Source organism: Mediterranea sp. An20 (assembly GCF_002160055.1).
In the GTDB taxonomy this organism is placed as follows: Bacteria; Bacteroidota; Bacteroidia; order Bacteroidales; family Bacteroidaceae; genus Bacteroides; species Bacteroides avicola.
The window spans coordinates 83,698-106,368 of sequence record NZ_NFJV01000001.1 but is presented as its reverse complement, the minus strand read 5'-3'; the positions used below and the strand labels follow the sequence as shown (position 1 = coordinate 106,368).

The following is a 22,671-nucleotide window of genomic DNA, read 5'->3' as shown; positions in this document are numbered from 1 at the left end:
GGAGTGCCGAAATGACAAACAACTGTTATTAGCTTCGCTCAGAACCTCTTTTGACTATTTCATGAAGGTATAGTCTGTCATGTTGAGCGGAGCGGAGCGAAGTCGAAACATCTCACTCAACCCATCTTGAGATTCATCGGCTACGCTCCCTTAGACAAAATGATAGGTACTCTCTATTTTGATACACTCTCTCAAGCATTGTTCAACCTCTTTGAGGTTGCCGGGTGTGCGGGGCAAGAGTTTCTTTTCTTGTGCGGGAGATTTCCGAGAACTCTTCCGACACTATCATTCTGTCATCTCGCGCAGTCGAGGGATCTCAAGACACGTTCCTGTAGATTTAGTGGGATGGCTCGACTTCGCTCGCCATGACAGAATGATAGCAGCTGAGAGGTTTTCGGATAGCCTGGCGGGGGACTGGCGGGGTGGACTCCCACTGCTTTCACACTTTCTTCGCATCTTAGGCTTTCCCAAAGTCACAGTTACGCTGCTCAAAGTCACAGTTACGCCGCTCAAAGTCACAGTTATGCTTCTTGTCTATAAGGAGCCCGCTTCTTGTCTATAAGGAGTAGGCTTCTTATATATATGCAGTTTCTATCGGATATTTTTGTCAAAACCGATACATATATAATTGCTTCTCTGTTTAAATAGGTTAAAAATGGTGGATTCCCATTGTTAAATTACTAATGATTGATTTCTGATTTAAAAAAATGAGTACATTTGCAACGAGAATTTTAAATAAACAAAACCATGTTAAAGCATTTTATTCCATTGGGCGCTCTCCTGCTCGGCTCTTTAGCTTGGGGAGGAACCGCATACGCAGCGCCAAATGCAGCCACAGGTATCAGCTCCGTCCAGCAGGAGGGTGCGTGTACCGGAGTTGTGAAAGATGCTACCGGTGTAACAGTTATCGGAGCATCAGTGTTAGTGAAAGGTACAACCAACGGCGTCATCACGGACATCGACGGTAATTTCCGCCTGAATAATGTAAAGCCGGGAGACATCATCCAGATTTCCTATATCGGTTATGTGACGCAGGAAATCAAATGGGAAGGCAAACCGCTGAACATTATCATGAAGGAAGACACGGAACTGTTGGACGAAGTGGTGGTAGTAGGTTATGCCACGGTGAAGAAAGCCAACCTGACAGGTGCCGTATCGGCCGTGGATTCCGAAGTGTTGGAAGAACGTCCTATCACCAACTTGGGTCAAGGCTTGCAGGGTACCATCCCTAACTTGATTATTACCACCAACCCGCAGCCGGGTAGCGGCTCTTCGTTCAACGTGCGTGGTACTACCTCACTGAACGGCGGCTCACCGTTGGTATTGGTAGACGGTGTGGAAATGGACCCGAACCTTATCAACCCGCAGGATGTGGCGAGCGTATCTGTATTGAAGGATGCCGCTTCTGCATCTATCTACGGTGCCCGCGCCGCCTATGGTGTGGTATTGATTACGACCAAGGGCGGTAAGAAGAACCAGCCCACCCGCGTATCGTTCGACGCATCCGTATCGTTCAACAGCCCGACTACACGTCCCAGCTACATGGACTCCATGGAGTATGCTACGTGGATGAACACGGCCAATATGAATACCAACGGCCGTAACATCTTCAGCCAGGAAGAAATGGACCATATCCAGGCTTACTACAACGACCCGGTGAACAATCTGCCCGTGTTCATTGCTACCGACCCCAACAGCTGGCAATACGGTAACTGCCAGGCAGGCAAGTGGGCTTATTGCGGCAACACGGACTGGATGGACGAAATCTACAAGAAGAGCTATCCGCTGCAGAAGTATAACGTCAACCTGAGCGGCGGTAGCGACAAGACTACGTACTACACCTCGGTGGGCTACATGGACCAAGGCTCTATCCTGCGCTACGGCGATGAAAGCTTCCGCAAGTTCAACGTAGTGAACAACATCAGCTACGATATTAACAACTGGCTGACCATCTCGATGAAGACCAGCTTCATCCGTACCGAGCAGACCGGCATCCAGCAGGATGAGGTACACGGCAATGCATGGATTGGTAACGATACGCAGCCGCTGATGCCTGTAAGACACCCGGACGGACACTGGTCGGGACAGGGCAACTACACCAACTTCGCAGCCGTGCTGGAAGATGGTGGTGACCGCAGAACCACGAAGAACGACTTCTGGAATACGGCAGCCATCGAAATCAAGCCGCTGGAAGGACTGAGCGTGAAGATGGACTACACCTTCAACTACTATGCCCAGCACAACAAGAACCACATGAAGAGCTTCTCGGAATATGGTGCCAACGGCGTTTACCTGCAGGAATTCCAGTACACGGACCCGAACTACGTGTATGAATACCAGAACAACGATACGTACAATGCCTTCAACTTGGTGGGCAACTACGAAAAGACGTTGGGCAAGCACTACTTCAAGGTGATGGTAGGTTACAACCAGGAGTCCAAGCATGTTCGCTCGTTCTATGCACAACGCAACAACCTGATAAACAACGACCTGCCCTCTATGAACAATGCTACCGGCGAACGCTACGTAGGTAACACTGACGACAGCTGGGCAACCCGAAGCGGATTCGCCCGTATCAACTATACGTTCAACGACCGCTACCTGGTGGAATTGAACGGACGTTACGACCTCTCGTCCAAATTCCCGAAGAACGACCGCGCCGTGTTCAACCCCTCTTTCTCTTTGGGTTGGAGACTTTCTGAAGAAGAATGGTTCAGTGAACCCACCAACCGCTTCTTCGACGATTTGAAGATCAGAGCTTCTTACGGTAGCCAGGCAAACCAGGCACTTGGAAGCGATACCGGTAGCTGGTATGCTTACCTGTCTACTTACGGCACAGGCACGAGCAGCTATCTGTTCGGCGGCCAGCAGTTGCGCGTCATCGGAGCAGGCTCCTTGGTGAGCAACACCGTTACGTGGGAAAAGGTGACGCAGTGGGACTTGGGTCTTGACTTCACCGTCCTGAACAGCCGCTTGACCGGTACCTTCGACTACTATCAGCGTAAGACTACCGGCATGTTGGGCACCGGTAAACTGCTTCCCAACATCCTGGGTATGACCGAGCCGCAGGAGAACGCTTCCGACCTGAAGACTTACGGTTGGGAACTTGCCCTGACCTGGAACGACCGCTTGGAAAACGGCCTGCACTATTCGGTAGGCTTCAACATCGCCGACGCACAGGCTAAAATCACGAAGTTCGACAACCCCACCAACTCACTCTCCAGCCACTATGTAGGCGAAAAGTTAGGTGAAATCTGGGGCTATGAATCTACAATCTTCCAGACTGCCGAAGACATCGCCAATGCTCCCGACCAGTCACAAGTGGATGGCGGTATCAGCAAGATTCCGGGCGATATCCAGTTCATCGACATCAACGGTGACGGTGTAGTAAACAACGGCGATAACACACTGGACAACCCGGGTGACCGCCGCATCATCGGTAACAGCACGGCCCGATTCAACTATGGCTTTAACATCACAGCCGACTGGAAAGGCTTCGACCTCGGTCTCTTCTTCCAGGGCGTGGGCAAACGCGACCTCTACCTGCCGAACAGCTTCCGCTGGCAGTATGGCAGCCAGTGGCAGGTTCCTACGGCTTATGCCAATGACTACTGGACGGAAAGCAACCGTGACGCTTACTTCCCCGTAGCACGTTTCAACGGCGGTACAGCACTGGGACAGAACCAGACACGTTACCTGCTGGATGGCTCTTACCTGCGACTGAAATCTCTGTCTTTCGGCTACACACTGCCCGAGACACTGACGCAGAAGGCTTACATCCAGAAAGCACGTATCTACTTCACGGCTGAGAACTTGTTTACTATCAAACATACTCCCGAAGGCTTCGACCCCGAACTGGACAACCCGTATGCTTATCCGCAACAGCGCGCTCTGTCAATCGGTGTCAACCTGACATTCTAATCCAATTACTTAAATTCATACCAATATGAAACTGAAACATATTTTATATAGTTCAATCCTGGGAGTAGCGACAGCCACATCGCTGACTGGCTGTAACGACGCTTTTTTGGAAAGAGCGCCCCAAAGCTTAAATGACAATACTTATTGGAATACTCCCAACGACCTGATGGCATACGCCAACAATTTCTACGGCATCCTGCCCGGCGGTGTCAATAATGTGAGCGACACGCAGAGCGACGACCAGGTGCCCAGCAGCGTCAACCAGTTTATCTGGAACCAGTTTACGGTTCCCACGGAAGGCGGTAACTGGAGCAAGGACAACTGGCAGAACATCCGCAACATCAACTATTTCATGACGCACTACGGAACGGTGACGGGCGATGAAAACCAAATCAACATCTACGTAGCCGAAATGCGCTTCTTCCGTGCCCTGGAATATTACAGCAAAATCCGTACCTACGGCGATGTGCCCTGGCTGGACAAAGACCTGAACACGGACAGTGAGGAACTGTATGGTCCGCGTGACCCGCGTAATGTAGTGGCACGCCACATCGTAGAAGACCTGGACTTCGCTATCCAGTGGTTGCCGGAAAAAGGTGCAGAAGAAGCCAACCGCCTGAACAAGGATATTGCCCGCCACGTCAAGGCACGTATCTGCCTGAACGAAGGTACGCACTACAAGTATCATACGGAGTTGGGCTACGATGCTTCGGAAAGCACTTACTTCCTGCAACTGGCTGCCAGCGAATCGGACGCGTTGATTAACTCCGGTCATTATGAAATCTACAGCACCGGCGACCCTGCCCGCGACTTCTATCACATGTTTATCATGGAAGACAAGAGCAACCTGAGCGAAGCTATCCTCTACATTGACTATGCAGCAGATTTGCGCGAACACAACATGAGCCACGGCGCCATGGAGTCCAGCTGCGGTTTCTCCAAAGACTTTGTAGACTGCATCCTGTATGCCGACGGTCTGCCCAAGGCATTGACTTCCTATCCTACGGACGATACAACCCTGGAACAGGAACTGGCCAACCGCGACCCGCGTGCCACGCAGACTATCCAGGTGGAAAGCTTCTTCACCAACCTGGACTATCCGTCTCTTGACTATTACAGGCACATAACGGCTGATGATAACTATGTGACGCAGTATTGCCCCACTGGTTATCAGACCATCAAGGGTTACAACCCCAGCCTGGCGAGCGGTTACTTCGTGGAAACATCGGATGGTATTGCCTACCGTTATGACGAAACCTTGCTTATCAACGCAGAGGCAAAAGCTGAGTTGGGAACCATCACGCAAGCCGATTTGGACCGCACCATCAATGTTCTGCGCGACCGCGTAGGTATGCCGCACCTCGATGTGAACGTAGGTTTCACGGATCCCAACTGGCCGGACTATGGTTATACGCTCAGTCCGGTGTTGCAGGAAATCCGCCGCGAACGCCGCGTGGAACTGGCCGGTGAAGGTTTCCGCTGGGATGACCTCGTACGCTGGAAAGCCGGTAACCTGCTGAACAACGTAATGACTTACGTAGGCAAGAAGATTTCTACATCAAGCTCGATGGCTGCAGAAGGCTTCCGCTCTAACGACGGTTATGTAATGGTATATCCTCAATATACTAATCCTGACCTGAGTTATCAGGAAAACAAGAGCCGCACGTGGGAAGATAAGATGTACCTGCAACCCATTCCTACCGGTGAACTGCAGCGCAACCCGCAACTGCAACCGCAGAACCCCGGTTGGGATGAATAGAATAACCGCTACTATGTTAAACACCACGCTTATGTTAAAATTACGTTTATCTTAAACACTACGCTTTTAGCATAATAAGAGAGAGGGGGGACATGACTGTGAAGCTGTGTCCCCTTTTTTATTGTCTCTGACTTATACCGAAGGGGTGAACGTACCTTATGCTTTTACCGCACAAGGATTCGTGGCCCAGCCTTGAACGCCCTATCCACGTTTAGCCTTGGAAAGATGAGGCTATATTTCATATTTAATCGTATCTTTGTCGGGCACAGTGTACATTTGCTTTCATTTGTACGCTGTGCTTTACTTTTGGGGTCGGTTGTAGGAGAATGAAGCAAGCTTGAATCGCTTCGGTGTCGTTCTCTACAGATTTGCATTCAGACATTCACTTTTACAAACATACAGACTATGCGATTGAAACCTTTGTGTATGGCAGCGCTGCTGGCGCTGTCTGTACCTGCAGGAGCACAGAAGACCCTCGCTCTGCAGGAACTTGATGTGACGAGAATCTGGCAAGAGTATGGCAATCCGCGGGTGGCAGGCGATACCCTCGAACTGCAGGCGCGCAGCATCCTGAAGGTGAAGCTCGACGGCCGGGCAGAACGGTTCAGGACGCAACTGGCACTGGACAGCCACACGCCGGATGCCGACAACCCCGACTGGCTCGTGCAACCCTTGGTGGACGGTACGAAACTACTGTTCCGCTCCACCTCCGGCGGCAAACAACTGGTAGGCGTGGCGGGCAAAGACGGCAGGGTAGGCGATGGCTCGGTGCGCTTTGTGCTGAAGGCCGACGGACAGCCGGTGTATGACAGCGGCATCCTGCGGCAAGGCAAGACGCTCGATGTGGATGTGCCTCTGGAGGGTGTGCACCTGCTCGAAATGGAGGTCGACCCCACACCCGACGGGCCGAGCGGCGACCTGCTCCGGCTGTTGTCGGCGGGCTTCACCTATCGGGGCGAACGGCCGGAGATGGCAGCGGCAGATGCGGTAGGCGACGGCCCGAGGCAGTCGGAGGCGGTGGTGCAGCACCTGCAAGCCAAGCTGGCTGCCCTGCCCGTAGACAACACCCTGCTTTCGGACAAGACTCCCTTCGACTGGCTGTTGGAGCCGGAACGTGCCAAGGCGGGTGTCTACCGCACTGCCGACGGCCAGGGACTGGTGCTCGACAACGGACTGGTGGCGCGCACTTTCCGTCTCATGCCCAATCTGGCGACGGTGGACTACACCAACCGCATGTGCGGCGAGAGCCTGCTCCGCGCCGTGAGCAGCGAAGGTAGCATCCGGATAGACGGCAAGGATTGGCAGATAGGCGGACTGGCCGGGCAGCCCGAGCGCGGCTATCTGAAAGAAGAATGGCTCGACAGCTTGCAGACGGTGCCCCGGTCGTTTGTGCTGGAGGATTTTGAGATAAAGCCGCTGGACGAAACGCTGGCGTGGGCACGCAACCGCTGGGCGCTGAACAAACAGTCGCCTACGGGGCAGGAGGTGGTCTTCAGGTTGCGGGGCGATGGCGAACTGGCCGACGTCGTGCTGAAGCTGCACGTGGCAGTCTACGACCGGGTGCCGGTGGTCCGCAAGTGGATAGAGGTGGTCAACGGCTCGGCGGTGCCCGTCGGCGTAGACCGCTTCAAGCTGGAAGAACTGGCAATGGCCGAGCCCGAATCGCCGAGCGGAGGCGACCCGTCGACCTTCCTGCTGCCCAACATCCACGTCGAGAGCGACTACCAGTGCAAGGGCAGCTTTACGGAGAAAGAAACCGACATCACCGAACACTGGGTGGAAGACCCCGCCTATACCTCGCAGCGCAACTACCTGCTGCAGACGCGCTGCATCCTCGAAGTGGCACCGCCCCTCGGTCCGGGGCAGACGGTAAGCCCGGGCGGCACGTTCCGGACCTTCAGCGTCTATGAGATGCCCTTCGACAGCTACGACCGCGAGCGCAAAGGACTCTTCACCCGCCGCTTCTACCGCACCGTCGCTCCCTGGACCACGGAGAATCCCATCTTCATGCACCTCACCTCCAGCGACCCCGCCACGGTGCGCCGCGCCGTCGACCAGTGTGCCGAGACGGGCTACGAGATGATTATCCTCAGCTTCGGGTCGGGCGCCAATGCCGAAGACATCTCCGAAGAAAACATCGCCAAGTTCAAGTCGCTGGTGGATTACGCCCGCAGCCGCGGCATCGAGATGGGATGCTATTCGCTGCTCGCCAGCCGCTGGATAAGCGACGAGGTGGACGTCATCAACCCGAAGACCGGCAAGCGGGGAGGCATGACCTTCGGCAGCTCGCCCTGCCTGAGCAGCGACTGGGGGGAGGAGTATTTCCGGAAGATAAAGACCTTCTTCGAGCGGACAGGCATGACTTGCTTCGAACACGACGGCTCCTATCCGGGCGATGTCTGCGCCTCTACTTCGCACAGCGGACACAAGGGGCTGGACGACTCGCAGTGGAACCAGTTCGGCCGCATCACCGACCTCTACCACTGGATGCGTAGCGAAGGCATCTACCTCAACGTGCCCGACTTCTACTTCCTCAACGGCTCGTCGAAGACCAGCATCGGCTACCGGGAGGTGAACTGGTCGCTGCCCCGCGACCGGCAGCTGGTCCACACGCGACAGCTCAATTACGACTGCACGTGGGAGCGCATCCCCTCGTCGCTCTGGAGCTTTGTCCCCTTGGTGGAATATCACGGGGGCGGGGCGGCAGCTACCCTGGAGCCCCTGCACGAGCATTTGGACGAATACCGGACGCTGATGTTCCAGAACTACGGGGCGGGCATACAGGCCTGCTACCGGGGCCCGCGGCTGTACGACTCGCCCGAGGTGAAAGAGGCGGTGAAGGAAATCATCGCGTGGTACAAGCGCTATCGCCGCATCCTCAATAGCGATATCATCCATCTTCGTAAGCCCGATGCACGCGACTGGGACGGTATTATGCACGTCGACCCCAGCGGTCGCGAGAAGGCGCTCGCCCTCTTCTTCAACCCCACCTCCCGGCCGATGACGCGCACCATCACCCTGTCCCTTTATTACACCGGGCTGAAAGACAAGGCACTTATCCGCGAACAGGAGGGGCAGGCAGTGTCTTACTCCCTTGATGCCCGGCAGCACGTCACGCTCCAGGTAGAGATTCCTGCCAACGGATATACGTGGTATGTGGTGGAGTGAGTAGCGGCAACAGCCTGCACGGAACAGAAAAAGGGGTGTGACCAGACAGTCACACCCCTTTTCCTTACAGTCGGGACCGGAGAAGCGCAAGCCTCCTCCCGTTTCCCTTATGCCTTTACGCGGCTGACGTAAGAGCCGTCGCGCGTATCAATTTCAATCGTCTCGCCTTCGTTGATGAACAGCGGCACGCGCACCGTTGCGCCCGATTCCACCGTGGCAGGCTTCAGTGTGTTGGTGGCCGTGTCGCCTTTCAGGCCCGGCTCGGTGTACGTCACCTTCATCTGAACCTTCACAGGCACTTCGGCGTAGAGCACCGTTTCGGTCGATGCGTCGGACACCACGTCCACTACCATGCCTTCCAGCAGGAAGTCTACTCCGTTGATGAGGTCGTGTGCGATGGGAATCTGTTCAAACGTCTCCTGGTTCATGAAGATGTAGTCTTCACCTTCCTTGTACAGATACTGGTGCGGGCGGCGTTCCACACGCACGTCTTCCAGCTTCTCGCCGATGTTGAAGCGGCGTTCCAGAACGTATCCGCTCACCACGTCTTTCAGCTTGGTGCGCATGAACGTGTTACCTTTACCGGGTTTTACATGCAGGAAGTCGATGCAGAAATAGAGCTTGCCGTCCATGCGGATGGCAGTGCCGATTTTAATGTCTTGGGCATTAATCATACGTAATTCTCTTTATTATATATATGTTAGTATTTGCCAATGGCCAGTCTGTGCGCCGCCTTTCTCCCTTTTGCGGGTGCCTCACCGGGCCTTTTAGGGCGGTATCGCTACCGTTTTCGACTGCAAAAGTAATGCAAATCAGAAAAAAATCAAAAAAAATACGAGAAAATGACTGATATATTTTGCAGATTCAAAAAAGTGCCTTATATTTGCACCCGAAATCAGAACAAGAATAAAAAATAAAAAGATATAGTAATGAAAAGGACATTCCAACCCTCGAACAGAAAGAGAAGAAACAAACACGGTTTCCGTGAAAGAATGGCCAGCGCCAACGGGCGTCGCGTATTGGCAGCCCGTCGTGCCAAAGGTCGAAAGAAACTCACCGTTTCCGATGAGTATAACGGCGTGAAAGCGTAAATGCCGTTATGTTAAAATAATAAGGAAGCGCCGGACTCTGCAGTGATGCAGGGTCCGGATTTTTTTGTGCCCATCCGTCTGCTCCTGCCGGTGATTACGAAAATAGCCCGGTGTTCTCCGACGGAGTACCGGGCCAGGCAGTGGGGCGAGTGTCAGGAGCGTTTATAACCCCAGTCGTTTGCGCAGTGCTTTCAGTATGTCGATGTCCTGTTCTCTAATCTTTCCGTCGCGTCCGGGCGGGCAGTTCAATATCAGAATGTTGTCGTTCTTAGTGCCTTGCCGGTAGATTTTCTCCAGTTCGTCCACCGTCTTGAAGACCGTGTCTGTGGTGTTGTAGAACCAGCGCTGGCTGATGCACACGGTCGACTCCCAGGGCATGTAGTAGTCTTTGCCGTCGTGTGTAAACATTTTGGGGTCGTTGTCGGCAGGCAGATAAGGGTCGCCCAACCGGAAGTCGCTGGGGAAGTAACGGATGGGGAATCCAGCCTTCTGTATGTCGGGCGTGACGGATTGTGCGTCGGGGTTCTCAGGTTTTCCGATGCTCCAGTTGATGCCCACCAGACAGTTTGGTTCCCTCGACTTGATGGCCTGGTAGATGTCGGTGACGGGCCAGCGGTAGTTGGGTTTCACCCATCCCCCGTCGAACCAGAACTCGACGAGGTTCGTATGCTTCTGTGCGATGTCAATCAGTTCGTTGATTTGTTTGAGCATGTAGGCATTGTAGGCAGCATCCCGGCTCTGGTCGTCGACGTCGGGATTGACTTTGCGGTCCCACAGCGAGTAATAGAATCCCAGTCCGATGCCGTATTTTTTGCAAGCCTTTGCCACGGCCTCCACCACGTTGGTCCGGTTGCCGGAGTTTGCCACGTCATATTCCGTGTACGGGCTGTCCCAGAGGCAGAACCCGTCGTGGTGTTTGGTTATCAGGATGACATATTTCATGCCGGCATCCCGGGCCGTTTTTACCCACTGTTCCGCGTCTATGTCGGTGGGGCAGTAGGAAGAAGCAGGTTTCGAGCCATCGGTCCACTCCTCGTTGTGGAAAGTGTTGATGCCGAAGTGTATGAACATGCCATACTTTCGCGCAATCTGCTGCTGTTGTGCCGGGCTGGGCCGGTCGGAGGGGACAGGGAGTATCAGTCGTTGTTCCTGTGCGTTCAGGAGAGTTGTGGCAGCCAGCAGGCAGCCGGTTAAAAATTTCTTCATGCCGTTTGTCGCATGGTGAGGCTGTCTTGCACAGGCTTGCTGAGTCCTGGCCTGCCGGTGGTTTCTTACAAATGAGTTCATAATGGTATAGAGTTTAAAAACAGTAGAATCCTTTCTTGTTAACCTAACGATAACACAGCCTTAACCTGAAGCCTTGCCGGCTTCGCTTACCTTTGCAGTGTCAGAAAGACAAAATCAAAATCATTCAATAAGTATCACATTTAAAAACATTACAGATTATGAAAACTTTAGTTATCTCTCTCGCCCTTGCAGCAGCCGGTATGTTGAACTCCGCTTTTGCCGTCACCCCTTCGCAACGTTTCGCCTACAATTCCGACACAGACAGTACGGGTGTCACTACGGAATACGTCTACAAGGTGAACGAAGACGGTCTGACCCTGCGCCACCACCTGAAATACCGCTACACCTACGACGATGCCCACCGCCTGCTCTGCAAGGAAACCCTCCGCTGGGATGCCGTTGCTGCCTGCTACCGTCCCGCTTTCGCCCTGCGCTACGCCTATGCCGCCGATGCCTCCGTGGCCGTGGAACTGGCTCTGTGGAACACGCGCGACCAGGCCTACAGCGATGTGCGCGAAAAGGCTGTCTACGCCGCCGATGCCTTCGGCCTTACCTACCAGGCGTATGCCTACGATGCCGACAACCGTTCGTGGCAGCTTACCGGCAGTCACGAAGTGGAAGCGGAATTGCTGGCGGGGCGATGAAGACGAAGTCAGAAGCGTATTCTCACCTCCGTTCTATCCGCATCACCCATCCTCCTCCCGGCATCAGGTCTGTCTTGACCTGCTTTCCGGCGCGGGTGCGGAAGCTCTTCAGGACGATTTGCTTCCGGTTGCCGGGTGCGTCGCAGGCCATTTCGACCTGGTAGCTGCCTTTGGGGAGGAAATCGAGCGGACAGGTAAACGTGCGCGACTCTTCGCCGTTCAGCACCGATACATACCACACGTCGCCTTTTCTCCGTGCCAGTGCGGCAAGCTTGCCTATCTCACTGCCCGGCAGCACGCGGGTCTCGTCCCACTCCACGGGCACTTCTTCGATGAATTTCCGGGCGGGGCAGGCAAGCATGTCTTCCATGTCGGCGGCAAAGATGAGCATGGGCGAGGTGAACGTGTAGATGGTGGCAAGCTGGTGGGCAAAGGTGACCGACGGCGGACAGAAAGCGCGGAAGTTCAGCGGCGTATAGTCAGCCGGTCCTGCCAGCCATCGCGTGAAAGGCAGCACGGTGTTGTGGAAAGGCCAGGCGGGTCCCGGAGCCCACGAGTCTTCTCCACCCACGCATTCCAGCCCGCGCACCGCTTCCTTGGCCAGGAGGTTGGGATAGGTATAAGAGTCGCCCGTCGGCTTGTTCACTCCGTGGAAGATGACCATCAGCTTCTCGCGGGCGGCATCGCGCAGGAGGGTTTCCATGAAGTCGACGGTGAAGAGGTTTTCCGTGCAGAAGAAGTCAACCTTCAGCCCCTTGACACCGATTTCCGCGCAGCGGTGCATGAAGTCCTTCCGCTCCTCCGGGTCGAGCAGACCGATGTCCGTGCGGTTGCCGGTGCGTGGCGATGAGGGCCTCCATACCCAGATGTTCACCCCTTTGTGGCGGGCATAATCCACCAATTCCGTCAGCATCTCCCACTTGTCGCGTCCGTGTGCATCCGGGTCGGTCTGCGGCCAAAGCTCCCAGCCGTCGTCCACCACCACCGATTCGATGCCCAGTTCGGCACATCCGTCCACATACTTCTTATGGTTGGCCAGGCTCAGGCGTTCGATGCCTCCCTCCGCGAGCCAGGTGAACACGGCCCGTCCCGGGCGTATCCAGTCGGTCTCGGCACCTTGCGGGAACAGGGCGGGGTCGGGCTGGTCGGCTACCTGCCGCAAGATGCCGTTGTTCACCAGTCCGTTCAAATCTTCTGCCAACATCAGTATGCGCCAGGGCGTCACCACCTCCGTTTCACCGTTGCGGGGTGCCACGAGCCAGGGCACATCCCTCACAGCCTCGTGTGCATACTGTCCCTGCGGCATGCCGGTGCTGGTTCCGCTCAGCAAATGCCCTTTGTTGTCCACGTAGCCAAACTGCACCAGTCCCTGCTCCCTGCCCAACAGCACGGCGCCGTGGAAGTGCGTGAGGTTGCCCTCGGTGATGGCTGCGTAGATGCCTTCCGGTGTCAGGAAGGTGGCTGGCGGTGCCAGCAGTTCGCCTTCTATCGCGTCGGTGGTCCGTTGCTGGTACTGTTGCAGCCAGCCATACTGGAAGGGTCCGCTGGCATACCACGTCTGCGTCTGTTCCGGGAATCGCATGCCCGTTTTCTCGCCATAGATGCAGATGGGTCCTTGGGCAGGGAGCCGGTAGCGCAGAGCCAGCCCATCGTCGAAGAGACGTACTTCGAGGCAGAACGTCGAGCGGTCGGCCTGCGTCACCTGGTAGACGATGTGCCGGCTGTCCAGCGTGTCTGCCGTGAGTGAGGCGACATCCTCGCCCCATGCCCGGTGGTCGACCACCATTCCCAAGGGCGACTCGCGCACGGTTTCCTTGCCGGCGTATTCCACCTCGTACACCAAGTCGCCGTTGCCGTTCAAGTGAATGTTCAACTGCGGAATGTCTCCCGTCGCCGCGTTTCCGGCACCGGAGGCGAGCAGGCATCCCATGGCTAATGATAAGAATCTGTTCGTGTAGTCCATGTCAGCATGTTGTTTTTAGGTTTTTCGTAAGGAGGGTTAACCATCCGGGAGCAAAATTAAGAAGATGTGGGGTAAGGTGCAAGTTGTGGGGGGATAAAATGCCCCTTCCCTCCTAAAAAGAAGAGAGCGGGGGGAAGGGGCTGCAGCCGAGACATCATATAGGCACTGCTGTCATTCTGTCCTAATATAGAGGAAGCGTGGTGCATCTGTATGCGGACCGTGCTTCTTCTATATAAGGGTCAGCTCTCTGCATTCAGCATGAACAGGGCGCCGCTTCCTCCCCAAAGTTCCACTTCATAATAAGTGAGTCCGTCGGTCTGTTCCACGGGGTTCAGCACCTCCCGTTGTCCGGTGTGCGGATTTATCCATGCGCACGATGCGGCTCCCGCTTCCTCCATGTCGATGGCAAAGCGTATTTTCTGGCTCAAGTCTTCGGCCGTTTGTACCGTCATCGAGGCCCATCCGTTGGTAATCATGAAGAACTTGTCTTCTCCCTCCCTGAAGAAGCCGGGGTCACCCTGTTCCTCTTCCGGGATGATGCCGAAGAATCCGAGGTAGAGGTCGGTTCCCTGTCCGGGTTCATCCGGTATTTCGGCAGATATGGTCTTGATGTAGGAGGCCGAGGGACTGAAGTCGCCGATGTTTCCGGGTTTCCCTTCGGTGTATTTGTCACTTCCCGCCACGTAGCGCACGTCGGTTGTCTTCAGGCGCACCAAGTAGTCGCCGATGTATTTGCTCTCGGTGTTGCACAAGTTCACCCAATCCATGTAGTGTGTGGGCTGGCCGGGCATACCGTTTTCGAGCAGCAGGGCCCATTGTGTCGGCGCGGTCTTGCCTCCGTAGCCGTCGCCCTGCAGATAGCGGAACCAGTTGATCCACTTTCCTCCCAAGGTCCACGTCAGGTAGTAATACAAGCGTAGCTGCGACTCTGTGGGGCGGTAGGTGCCTTCGTTGGCAAATCCTAAGATGTATTGCCCGAAAGCCAGGTAGTCCGACTTGTCTCCATTCCAGCCTTCGAGGGCCAGGTTGCGGTAAATCTGCAAATCCTCTGCCATGTCGCGGGCACCTATGTAGGTGGCCGGGTCGCTGGTGTGGAAGTAATACCAGTCATACGTGATAAGGTCTGGCTTTGCCTCTCGGATGTAGGTCCGCATGTTCGACTCGGTCCACTGTCCGATATACTGGTTGTTGTGTACCAGCACATCGGGGTAGAGACGCCTGGACAGGTCGTACCAAGCCTTCAGCTTGCCGACGAGTTCGTAGGAATAGGCTTCTTCGTCGCCAAAGCACACGGTGGTGAGTTTGTCAATGTGTGCCTTCTGTTCGTCAGACAGATACCCGTTACGCTGTTCGTAGTCCGTAGGCTCCACGTCCAGCTGGTCGCCGTGCGGTGCCTTGGCGATGGCCCACTGGCTTTCGGGGAACGATTCAAAATAAGAGGGGTTTATGAGCGGTGGACCGAAGAACGTGGGTCCCGTGAATCCGGTCAGCGCCCAGTCCGATGGCAGCATGTTGTAGGCCGGTTGTCCGGCTGCGCCGCCCAGTTCGTAATTGTCCGTAGCCACCCAGCACTGCAGTTGCAGCCCGTGCTTAATCAGCAGGCGGTTGGCTCGGAAAGGTTCTGCCACCACTTCTTCGATGGGGTTGTCTTCGCCAGAGTCTGGCGTAGCCGGTGTTTTTGATTCGCTGTCCGAGCAGCTTGCGACCAGCATCATACCGGCGATAAATATCCAGTTAGCTTTCATTGTTGTTCTGTTTTTCTGTTACCGATTTCCTTGGGTCTTGCTGTTGTATTGCTCCTGTCCTTGCAGCATATACTCCCACACGCCCTTCACCCAGCTTTGTACGCGCGTTTTTTCCTCGTCGGTCGTGGCCAGCCGGGTGGCTTCTTCGATGTAGCCGCGCAGTTCGTTCATTACTTCCGGTGTGCCCAGATACTTCCAGGCTATCTCTTCCGTCTGGTGGAACTGGGCCTCTTCGGTCTGCACGTTCTCCGGGTAATTTTCAGGTGTGCTGTAGACGTCCTCTATCTTGCGGTAGAAAGCCTGCATGGGTTCGGCCGCTTTGCCGAAGTAAGTGTTAAAGAACTCGTTCAGCAGCACGTCCGTGTCTTGCGTAGGGTCGTCCAGCAGTTTCATGGCCAAGTAGAAGTCCAGCTGCTCTCCGATGCCGCAGAAGAAGATTCCCTTCACCCCGTCGGCAGCATACATCCGCAACTGCTCGCCTGTCTTATGCGCATTGAATCCGGGGAATACGTTGAATCCGCCGATGGCTCCGCGCTCCGTGGGGAAGCACAGGTAGCTCCACAGGAAGATGTCGCGGCCGGACTGCTTGCTTTCTTCTATCCATTCTTTATACAACTGGGTCTCGTTGCGTTCCATGCCCGGCGCCCAATAATTGCGGGTATGCAGGCAAGGAGCCACAGAGATGTTGTCTTCCAGTTGGATGTCTTTGGGCCGGTAGGCGTAGACGTGGTAGGCCAGTGCGGCAATCTTCTTGTCTGAATCCGGCATCATCTTCTTCACTTCGCGTGCCACGTTGTTGACAAAGTTCCACAGGTAATGCGTGGCCGTTCCGCAGTTGAAGTGGCTGCCTCGTATGTTGTCTTTGTCCAAGGCCAGTTGTTTCTGGCACTCGTCGCACAGGCACCAGGTGGCGTTGTCCATAGGCACCAAGGCGAAGTAGTCGCCCAAGGCAATTTGTTCGCCCACTGTCCCTTTGCCCTGGAAGTAGTCGACGGCATCTTTGGCCACCTGCTTGATGAAGCCGGGGTTGGTGTAGCAGAACTGCCGTTCGTAGGCACTGCCTCCGCGGCCTTTGGCAAAGTACTCCGGGTGATAGCCCTCGAAGATTTCCGGGCGTTGCGGGTTCTTCTTCAGGAAGCGGTCCTGGTAAGCACCAAAGGCATGGTTGGCTGCCCAGCGCCGTCCGCCCATACGGAGGCGCCGTCTGAAGAGTTGCTGCATGTCGTCATTCGAGTCCATGTACTGGTCTTTCATCATCAGGTAGCCGAAAGACGGCGTACCGTAGCGGTATTTCACGGCCGGGGTGCGGCGGATGCTTTGTGCCTCCAGTTTCACCTTGTCCGTTTGGGGAATGCACACGTTTTGCGGGTGCGGTCCGTAGAAGCGGATGCCCAGAAAGCGTTCGGCAAAGTCATAGACCGCATAGCAGGTGCCTTGCGCATCGTACACCGAAGGCAGGGTAAGCGTGGCGGGTACATCATCCGAACCGGTGGCCCGGCGGTAGTTTATCTGTACACGGTCCGTGGCGGGTGAAAGGCCGTTATTGTCTCGTCCGCCGTCTTTCACATAGTCGGGGACCGATTCTTTGTCCTTACCGGCCAGCACGATGAAATCAGGCGTGATGTGTATCAGGTATTCTTGCTCGCCCAGGGGAGTTCCCTCCAATACGTCTGCTCCCGACCGCGGGATGAAGCTTTCGCCCAGGCAAATCAGGCGGCTGTCTTGCCCTGCCTGGTTGGGTGAAGTAATGATGGGCACCTGGATGCCTGTGGCCTGATGGATGAAGTACTGTAACTCGGTGCATGCCAAGGTTGTTACGGGATTCTGTACCGTGTCTGCCACGATGTATGTATGGGAATCTATGGTAAAATGATTGCCTGAACAAGCCGCTAATGCCAGCAAGGGCGACAGTAACAGGCCGGTTAAAAATCTTGTTTTCATTTGTCTGATTGATGGTAGTTCGGTTAAAAGGAAGTTCACTTTGCGTTCCCGCAGGTTGTCAGGAAGGCCGGGTGTATGCCCGTAAATCTCGCCGGATGCGGGGTATCAGCCCGGCCTCCTGACCTCTCTCTACATGCGGGTACCTAATGGAACGGTAAAAAATAGTAGCAGTCTGTAATTGTTGGCGTTTGGTTTACCAGCCCGCCCCTTGCGTGATGTACGGGTTAGCCGTCTGCTCGGTGAGCGGGATGGGCCACTGGTCATATTTGGGGAATGTGCAGTTGCGCGTTTCCACCTGTACGTATGCATTGGTATTGGGGTTCCAGGCACCTAAGACGGGTCCGGTCATTACCTCGTTGCCAATATCCCAGCGGCGGATGTCCCAATAGCGTTTACCTTCGAAGGCCAGCTCCACCCGGCGTTCGCGGCGGTACAATTCACGCACTTTCTCCTGTGTGTTATACACGGTTTTGTCCATGTTGGGCATGCCGGCACGGTTGCGTATCAGGTTGATGTAGGTCTCTACATCGGGATTCTGCCAGTCGCCGCTTTCCACTAAGCATTCCACATAGTCCAGCAGAACTTCCGCATAACGGTAGAGCGGGAAGTACAAGCTTCCGCCAGAACCGTTCGGGCGGTCCTGTTCGTCCAGGAATTTCTTGGCCCAGTAGCCAGTGCGTGAATAGCCGATGGCACCGGGATATTCTACCACGCCTTCGCCAAACGGGTTGTACGAATAGTCTTGGAACGATGTGTTGTCGCCCGGCACCACGATGGTGGCATACAAGCGCGGGTCGCGCGGTTTGTACAACGGCGAATGCTCGTAGTTGGTACGTTCGTCGGCAGGCAGGTCTGCCAAGGGCACACCGTCGATGGTCTCATATTCATCCACCAGTGACTTCAGCACGCTGGCTGCTCCTTGTCCGCTCAGGTTCTGAGGAGCATGGCGGAACCATATTTCCGAACAGCCACTGTTACGATACATGATTCGTTCCCGGTTGTCCTGTCCCACGTAGCGGAACATGTCGCGGTAGTTCTTGCCCGGATCGTCATCGGTAGATTCCGAATAATACAGTTCAAACTCGCCGGAATCTATCAGTTGCTTGGCGCAATCGCGGGCAATGTCATATTGGTGGAACTGCAGGTTGAGGTCCATTTTCAGCGTCAGGACGTAGGCTTTGCACATACGTCCGCGACGGTCGCGGTCCCAGAGGAAGGGGAAGACGGCATCGTCTGTGATGCTCAGCAGATGGTCGAATTCACCATTCAGCCAGTTCAGGCATTCCTGAGCCGGGGTGCGTGCCTGATAGATGTCTTCTCCGTCCAGTACCCTGTCGGCAATGGGTATGCCTTCGTTCAGGCCATAATACAGCAACAGTTGCATGTGGTACCACGCGCGGTAGGTCAGGGCTTCGGCGCGCATTCTCTCGCGTTCGGCCTCATCCGTGAAGTAGGCTTGGTCGATGTGGTCCAGCAGACGGTTGCAGCGACGTATCCAAATGTAATATTGTGTCCACACATCGTTGTTGAACCCGCCCGTTGTTGTGGTAAGCGAGCCGTTACCGATGTTGACAATCTCTCCTTTGAAGTTTCCGCTCCAATACATATTGTCGGTCATGCCTTCCATGTGTACCCATGAAAGATAGGGCGATGTATAATGGTGGGTGCCCTGCGGCCAGTACTGGCAGGTACCCAATGCAGCCGAAATTTCGTTGGTGGTTCCCCAGAAATCGTCATCAGTCACGCCCGTAGGATGGTCGCGGGTCAGGAAGTCTTCGCAACTGCAAAACATCAGCGACAGGGCCAATACGGGCAACGCTCTCTTGTTGAAAATGCTATTCAGTTTCATAATGGTATTGTCTATAATTAGAAGTTCAGATTAACACCGAAGGAATAGGTCTTTACCAGCGGATAGGCGCCCAACTGGCCGCGGCTTTCCGGGTCTACCAGTCCTTCCTTGGCAAAGGTGAAGGGATTCTGTGCATTCAGATACACGCGGATGCTGGAAATGCCCCAGCGTTTCAAGCCCATCTGGTCGAAAGTGTAGGCCAGTTGTATGTACTTCACACGGCAGTAGCTGGCGTCGAATTTCCAGTAGTCGGATTGCAGGGCATTGTTGCCGTAGGTGGCATTCGGGGCCAGGCGCGGATAGCGGGCGTCGGGATTCTCCGGTGTCCAGTAATCGGTCTGCACGGCCAGCGGCGTGAAACCGTCGCCTGTGATGTCCAGACCATACGAGTAGGGCTGTCCGTAGTAAGCTTCCACGCCTTGCACACCTTGGAACAGGACTTCCAGTTCCCACTTCTTCCAGTTCAGCGTGAGGTTGGCAAAGTAGTTCAGCTTGGGCTGGTCATTGCCGCGGATGACGCGGTCGTCTGCCGAAATCGTGCCATCGTTGTTGGTATCCAGGTAGTGGATGTCGCCCGGCTGCTGGCCGTCGAAAATCACCACGCCTTCATTGGGCACCCAGTTGCCGTCGGCATCTTTCGTGAAGTCGCTTTCCTGCAACAATCCGTCCGTAGGATATACAAAGTAGCTGCTCAGTGCATAGCCCTCTTTGTTGATGGTGCTGCCGTTGTCATACGGTCCGCCGAAGAGTTCCAGAATCTTGTTCTTGTTCTGGCTCACACCACCGTGAAGGTTGAAGCCGAAGTCGCGGGTCACTTGCTTGTTCCAGTTGAGGTCGATTTCCCAACCACGGTTGCGCAGGCGGCCGGAGTTGAGCAGTACGGTTGAAGTACCGCCGATGTAGGAGATAGGCGGCTCGAGAATCAGGTCTTTCGTCAGCTTGTTGTAGTAGTCGATGGTGATGTCCAGTTCGTTGAACAGGCGGATGTCGGCACCGATGTTGGCCATTTGCACGGTTTCCCACGTCAGGTTGGGGTTACCGAAGTAAGTCTCCGTACCATCGCTGGCACTAATCAGGTTCTGGTATTGGTACAATCCGACGTTCTCATTACCCAGCATACCGAACGAGCCTCTAATCTTGAAGTTGTTGATGAACTTCAGGTTTTCCATGAACGATTCCTCGTGCAGGTTCCAGCCGGCACCAATGGAGGGGAATACGCCGAACTTGTGTCCTCTGCCGAAGCGGGAAGAACCGTCGCGGCGCACTGTGCCTTCCAGCAAGTAGCGTTCGTTGAACGTATAGTTGGCTTTGGCAAACATGGACACCATGGCCCACTGGTCCCAACTTCCGCTGTTGGTCAGTTCCTGGTTGTAGCCACCGATAGCGAACAGGCGGTGTTTGCCTTTCTCAAACGTATATTCAGCCGTTGCACCCAAGTAGTAGTAACTACTGCGGTTCATGCCGGCACTGCTGATGGCATCCCACGTCTGCAGGAAGGCATCTGTGTCATAATCGAAGAAGTTGTAGGAACGGCGTTTTTCGCTGGTGGCCGAACTGCTGATGCGGTACGAGAATTGCCCACGCAGTACCAGGTTGGGAATCACTTCCCAGCGCGGGGCGATGTTGATGCTGATGTTGTCTTCCAGCGCCTTGTACTCACCACCGTGTTGCAGCATGGCGGCCGGGTTGCGTTGTTCCGGGCGGTTACCGTAGAACACGATGTCGCTGCCTTCTTTCATCGGATAGACGGGAATGACGTTGGGTGGAGTCTGGTAAGTGTAATATAGTATATGATAGGCATGCTGGTCTGTGCGGTACATGGGCTCATAGCGCACCGTGCGATATGAGTTGAAGTCCATGTTGACCGAGAGGTTATCCAACAGGTTCACCGTTGTATTGGCACGGATGTTGAAACGGTTGGAACGTGCCTTTTCTATCAGACCTTCATTCTGCATATAGTTAGCTGTCAGGGCAAAACGCGCCAGGTTGCTACCGCCGGACACGCTTACCGAGTGGCTGTGGATCATGCCGTTCTTAAAGATGTAGTCCATCCAGTCGGTGTCGGGGTAATTGATGGGGTCGGTATGAGCCCGCGTGATATCAATCGTCTCCTGTGAATACGTGGGGTCACCTCCGATGTTCATGTTGGCTTCGTTGGCCATTTCCATGTAAGTGGCTGCATCGACGAATTTGGGCAGGTAAGTGGCTTGCTGGATGCCCACATAGCCGTTGTAGGACACCGATACCTTGCCCGGCACGCCGCGCTTGGTCTTTACCACGATGACACCGTTGGCGGCGCGGGCACCGTAGATGGCAGATGCGGCGGCGTCTTTCAATACCGTCACGCTCTCAATGGTGTTCGGGTCCAGCTGGTTCATGTCCATGGGGATACCGTCAACCAGCACCAGCGGGTCGTTGTTGGTCATGATGGATGAGATACCGCGGATTTTGATGGTGGCGGCATCGGCGCCAGGCAGACCGGAGCTTTGCGTCACTGTCAGACCGGTGATACCGCCCTGCAGCGATTGCGACAGCGAAGTGATAGGCTTGGTGGCTAAGTTCTTGGATACGTCCAAGGTAGATACGGCCGATACGGAGTTGACGCGTTTTTCTTCGGAGAAACCGGTGACGATGACTTCGTCCAGCAGTTCGTTGTCGGGTGTCAGGGCGACGGTCAGGTTGTTGATGGAACGGGAAACCACGTGTTCAAAATCCTGATAACCGATGAAGCTGAACACCAGCACATCGCCGCGTTTGGCTTTGACGCTGAAGTAGCCGTTGGCGTCGCTGATGACACCCAGGTTCGTGCCTTTGATGCGGATGCTTACGCCGGGCAGCGGATAAGGTGGTTCGGTGTTTTCCAGTACCTGTCCGGCAATTGTCCAGTTGCGTTTCTCGCCATCGTCGACAGCGGATGCTTCGGTTTTGCTGACGGCAATGTAGTCTTCAATTTGTTTGAACGAATAATCTTTGCCGAATACCGATTGCAGGGCAACCAGAATGTCGGATGTCTTGATGTTGACGGTTACTTTCCGGCTGGCGTCGACTACGTCGCTGCTATACACTATTTTTACGCCCGATTGTTCGGTGATGGCATCTAATACGCGCTCTAAGGGAGCATTCTCAAAAGATAATTGTAATTGATAATCTTGTTCAAAAATGGAGTTCGCTGCCTTTATTTGGGGTGAAATAAGCAATGAACTTGCTAATAAAATCAAAAAAGACAGTTGATTTAAGACTTTTTTTAAGCAGACAGAAGTCTTCTCTCTGTTTTTCTTCATAACTTTGAATACTTTTCAGGTT

The 22,671-nt window shown here is 54.7% G+C and carries 12 protein-coding genes; 5 read left to right on the top strand and 7 right to left on the bottom strand.

The window, feature by feature from the left end; all coding sequences use genetic code 11:
- Positions 1-747 precede the first annotated feature (747 nt).
- The 3 genes from B5F34_RS00440 to B5F34_RS00430 all read left to right on the top strand — a co-directional run bounded on the left by B5F34_RS00440 (position 748) and on the right by B5F34_RS00430 (position 8,848).
- The gene (locus B5F34_RS00440) at positions 748-3,921 is read left to right on the top strand and encodes a TonB-dependent receptor (RefSeq protein WP_087333901.1); all 3,174 of its coding nucleotides are present in this window, start codon (positions 748-750) and stop codon (positions 3,919-3,921) included.
- A gap of 25 nt (positions 3,922-3,946) precedes the next feature.
- A complete protein-coding gene (locus tag B5F34_RS00435; RefSeq protein ID WP_087333899.1) occupies positions 3,947-5,680 on the top strand; it encodes a RagB/SusD family nutrient uptake outer membrane protein in 1,734 nt (577 codons plus the stop codon).
- Between the two features lie 405 nt (positions 5,681-6,085).
- Entirely contained in the window at positions 6,086-8,848 is a 2,763-nt protein-coding gene (locus B5F34_RS00430; RefSeq protein WP_087333897.1) for an NPCBM/NEW2 domain-containing protein, read from the top strand.
- A 107-nt stretch (positions 8,849-8,955) separates the two neighbouring features.
- On the opposite strand, the gene efp is transcribed toward B5F34_RS00430, so the two are convergent.
- Positions 8,956-9,522, bottom strand: coding sequence for an elongation factor P (gene efp, locus B5F34_RS00425; RefSeq protein WP_087333895.1), 567 nt, complete (start codon positions 9,520-9,522; stop codon positions 8,956-8,958).
- Positions 9,523-9,777: 255 nt separating this feature from the next.
- On the opposite strand from efp, the gene rpmH reads away from it, so the two are divergent.
- Positions 9,778-9,939 carry a 50S ribosomal protein L34 gene (gene rpmH / locus B5F34_RS00420; protein ID WP_087333893.1) on the top strand — a complete coding sequence of 54 codons (162 nt, stop codon included), beginning with the start codon at positions 9,778-9,780 and terminating at the stop codon, positions 9,937-9,939.
- Positions 9,940-10,101: 162 nt separating this feature from the next.
- Here the strand turns inward: rpmH and B5F34_RS00415 are convergent, their stop codons facing one another.
- Complete coding sequence (locus B5F34_RS00415; protein WP_087333890.1) at positions 10,102-11,145, bottom strand: alpha-L-fucosidase; 1,044 nt, start codon at positions 11,143-11,145, stop codon at positions 10,102-10,104.
- 236 nt (positions 11,146-11,381) lie between these two features.
- Between B5F34_RS00415 and B5F34_RS00410 the strand changes: the two genes are divergently transcribed.
- A complete protein-coding gene (locus tag B5F34_RS00410; protein ID WP_255376942.1) occupies positions 11,382-11,870 on the top strand; it encodes a DUF3836 domain-containing protein in 489 nt (162 codons plus the stop codon).
- A gap of 22 nt (positions 11,871-11,892) precedes the next feature.
- Here the strand turns inward: B5F34_RS00410 and B5F34_RS00405 are convergent, their stop codons facing one another.
- The 5 genes from B5F34_RS00405 to B5F34_RS00385 all read right to left on the bottom strand — a co-directional run bounded on the left by B5F34_RS00405 (position 11,893) and on the right by B5F34_RS00385 (position 22,586).
- Complete coding sequence (locus B5F34_RS00405) at positions 11,893-13,833, bottom strand: glycoside hydrolase family 97 protein (RefSeq protein WP_087333886.1); 1,941 nt, start codon at positions 13,831-13,833, stop codon at positions 11,893-11,895.
- 239 nt (positions 13,834-14,072) lie between these two features.
- Entirely contained in the window at positions 14,073-15,578 is a 1,506-nt protein-coding gene (locus tag B5F34_RS00400) for a hypothetical protein (protein ID WP_087333884.1), read from the bottom strand.
- An 18-nt stretch (positions 15,579-15,596) separates the two neighbouring features.
- Positions 15,597-17,519, bottom strand: a complete 1,923-nt coding sequence (locus B5F34_RS00395; protein ID WP_087333882.1) for a DUF4838 domain-containing protein — start codon at positions 17,517-17,519, stop codon at positions 15,597-15,599.
- Between the two features lie 193 nt (positions 17,520-17,712).
- Complete coding sequence (locus B5F34_RS00390; protein ID WP_087333880.1) at positions 17,713-19,368, bottom strand: RagB/SusD family nutrient uptake outer membrane protein; 1,656 nt, start codon at positions 19,366-19,368, stop codon at positions 17,713-17,715.
- 17 nt (positions 19,369-19,385) lie between these two features.
- Entirely contained in the window at positions 19,386-22,586 is a 3,201-nt protein-coding gene (locus B5F34_RS00385; protein WP_239448719.1) for a TonB-dependent receptor, read from the bottom strand.
- Positions 22,587-22,671 lie beyond the last annotated feature (85 nt).

Coding starts and splice junctions, on each gene's coding strand:
- B5F34_RS00440 (WP_087333901.1), top strand. CDS start 748: ATGTTAAAGCATTTTATTCCATTGGGCGCTCTCCTGCTCGGCTCTTTA.
- B5F34_RS00435 (WP_087333899.1), top strand. CDS start 3,947: ATGAAACTGAAACATATTTTATATAGTTCAATCCTGGGAGTAGCGACA.
- B5F34_RS00430 (WP_087333897.1), top strand. CDS start 6,086: ATGCGATTGAAACCTTTGTGTATGGCAGCGCTGCTGGCGCTGTCTGTA.
- efp (WP_087333895.1), bottom strand. CDS start 9,522: ATGATTAATGCCCAAGACATTAAAATCGGCACTGCCATCCGCATGGAC.
- rpmH (WP_087333893.1), top strand. CDS start 9,778: ATGAAAAGGACATTCCAACCCTCGAACAGAAAGAGAAGAAACAAACAC.
- B5F34_RS00415 (WP_087333890.1), bottom strand. CDS start 11,145: ATGAAGAAATTTTTAACCGGCTGCCTGCTGGCTGCCACAACTCTCCTG.
- B5F34_RS00405 (WP_087333886.1), bottom strand. CDS start 13,833: ATGGACTACACGAACAGATTCTTATCATTAGCCATGGGATGCCTGCTC.
- B5F34_RS00400 (WP_087333884.1), bottom strand. CDS start 15,578: ATGAAAGCTAACTGGATATTTATCGCCGGTATGATGCTGGTCGCAAGC.
- B5F34_RS00395 (WP_087333882.1), bottom strand. CDS start 17,519: ATGAAAACAAGATTTTTAACCGGCCTGTTACTGTCGCCCTTGCTGGCA.
- B5F34_RS00390 (WP_087333880.1), bottom strand. CDS start 19,368: ATGAAACTGAATAGCATTTTCAACAAGAGAGCGTTGCCCGTATTGGCC.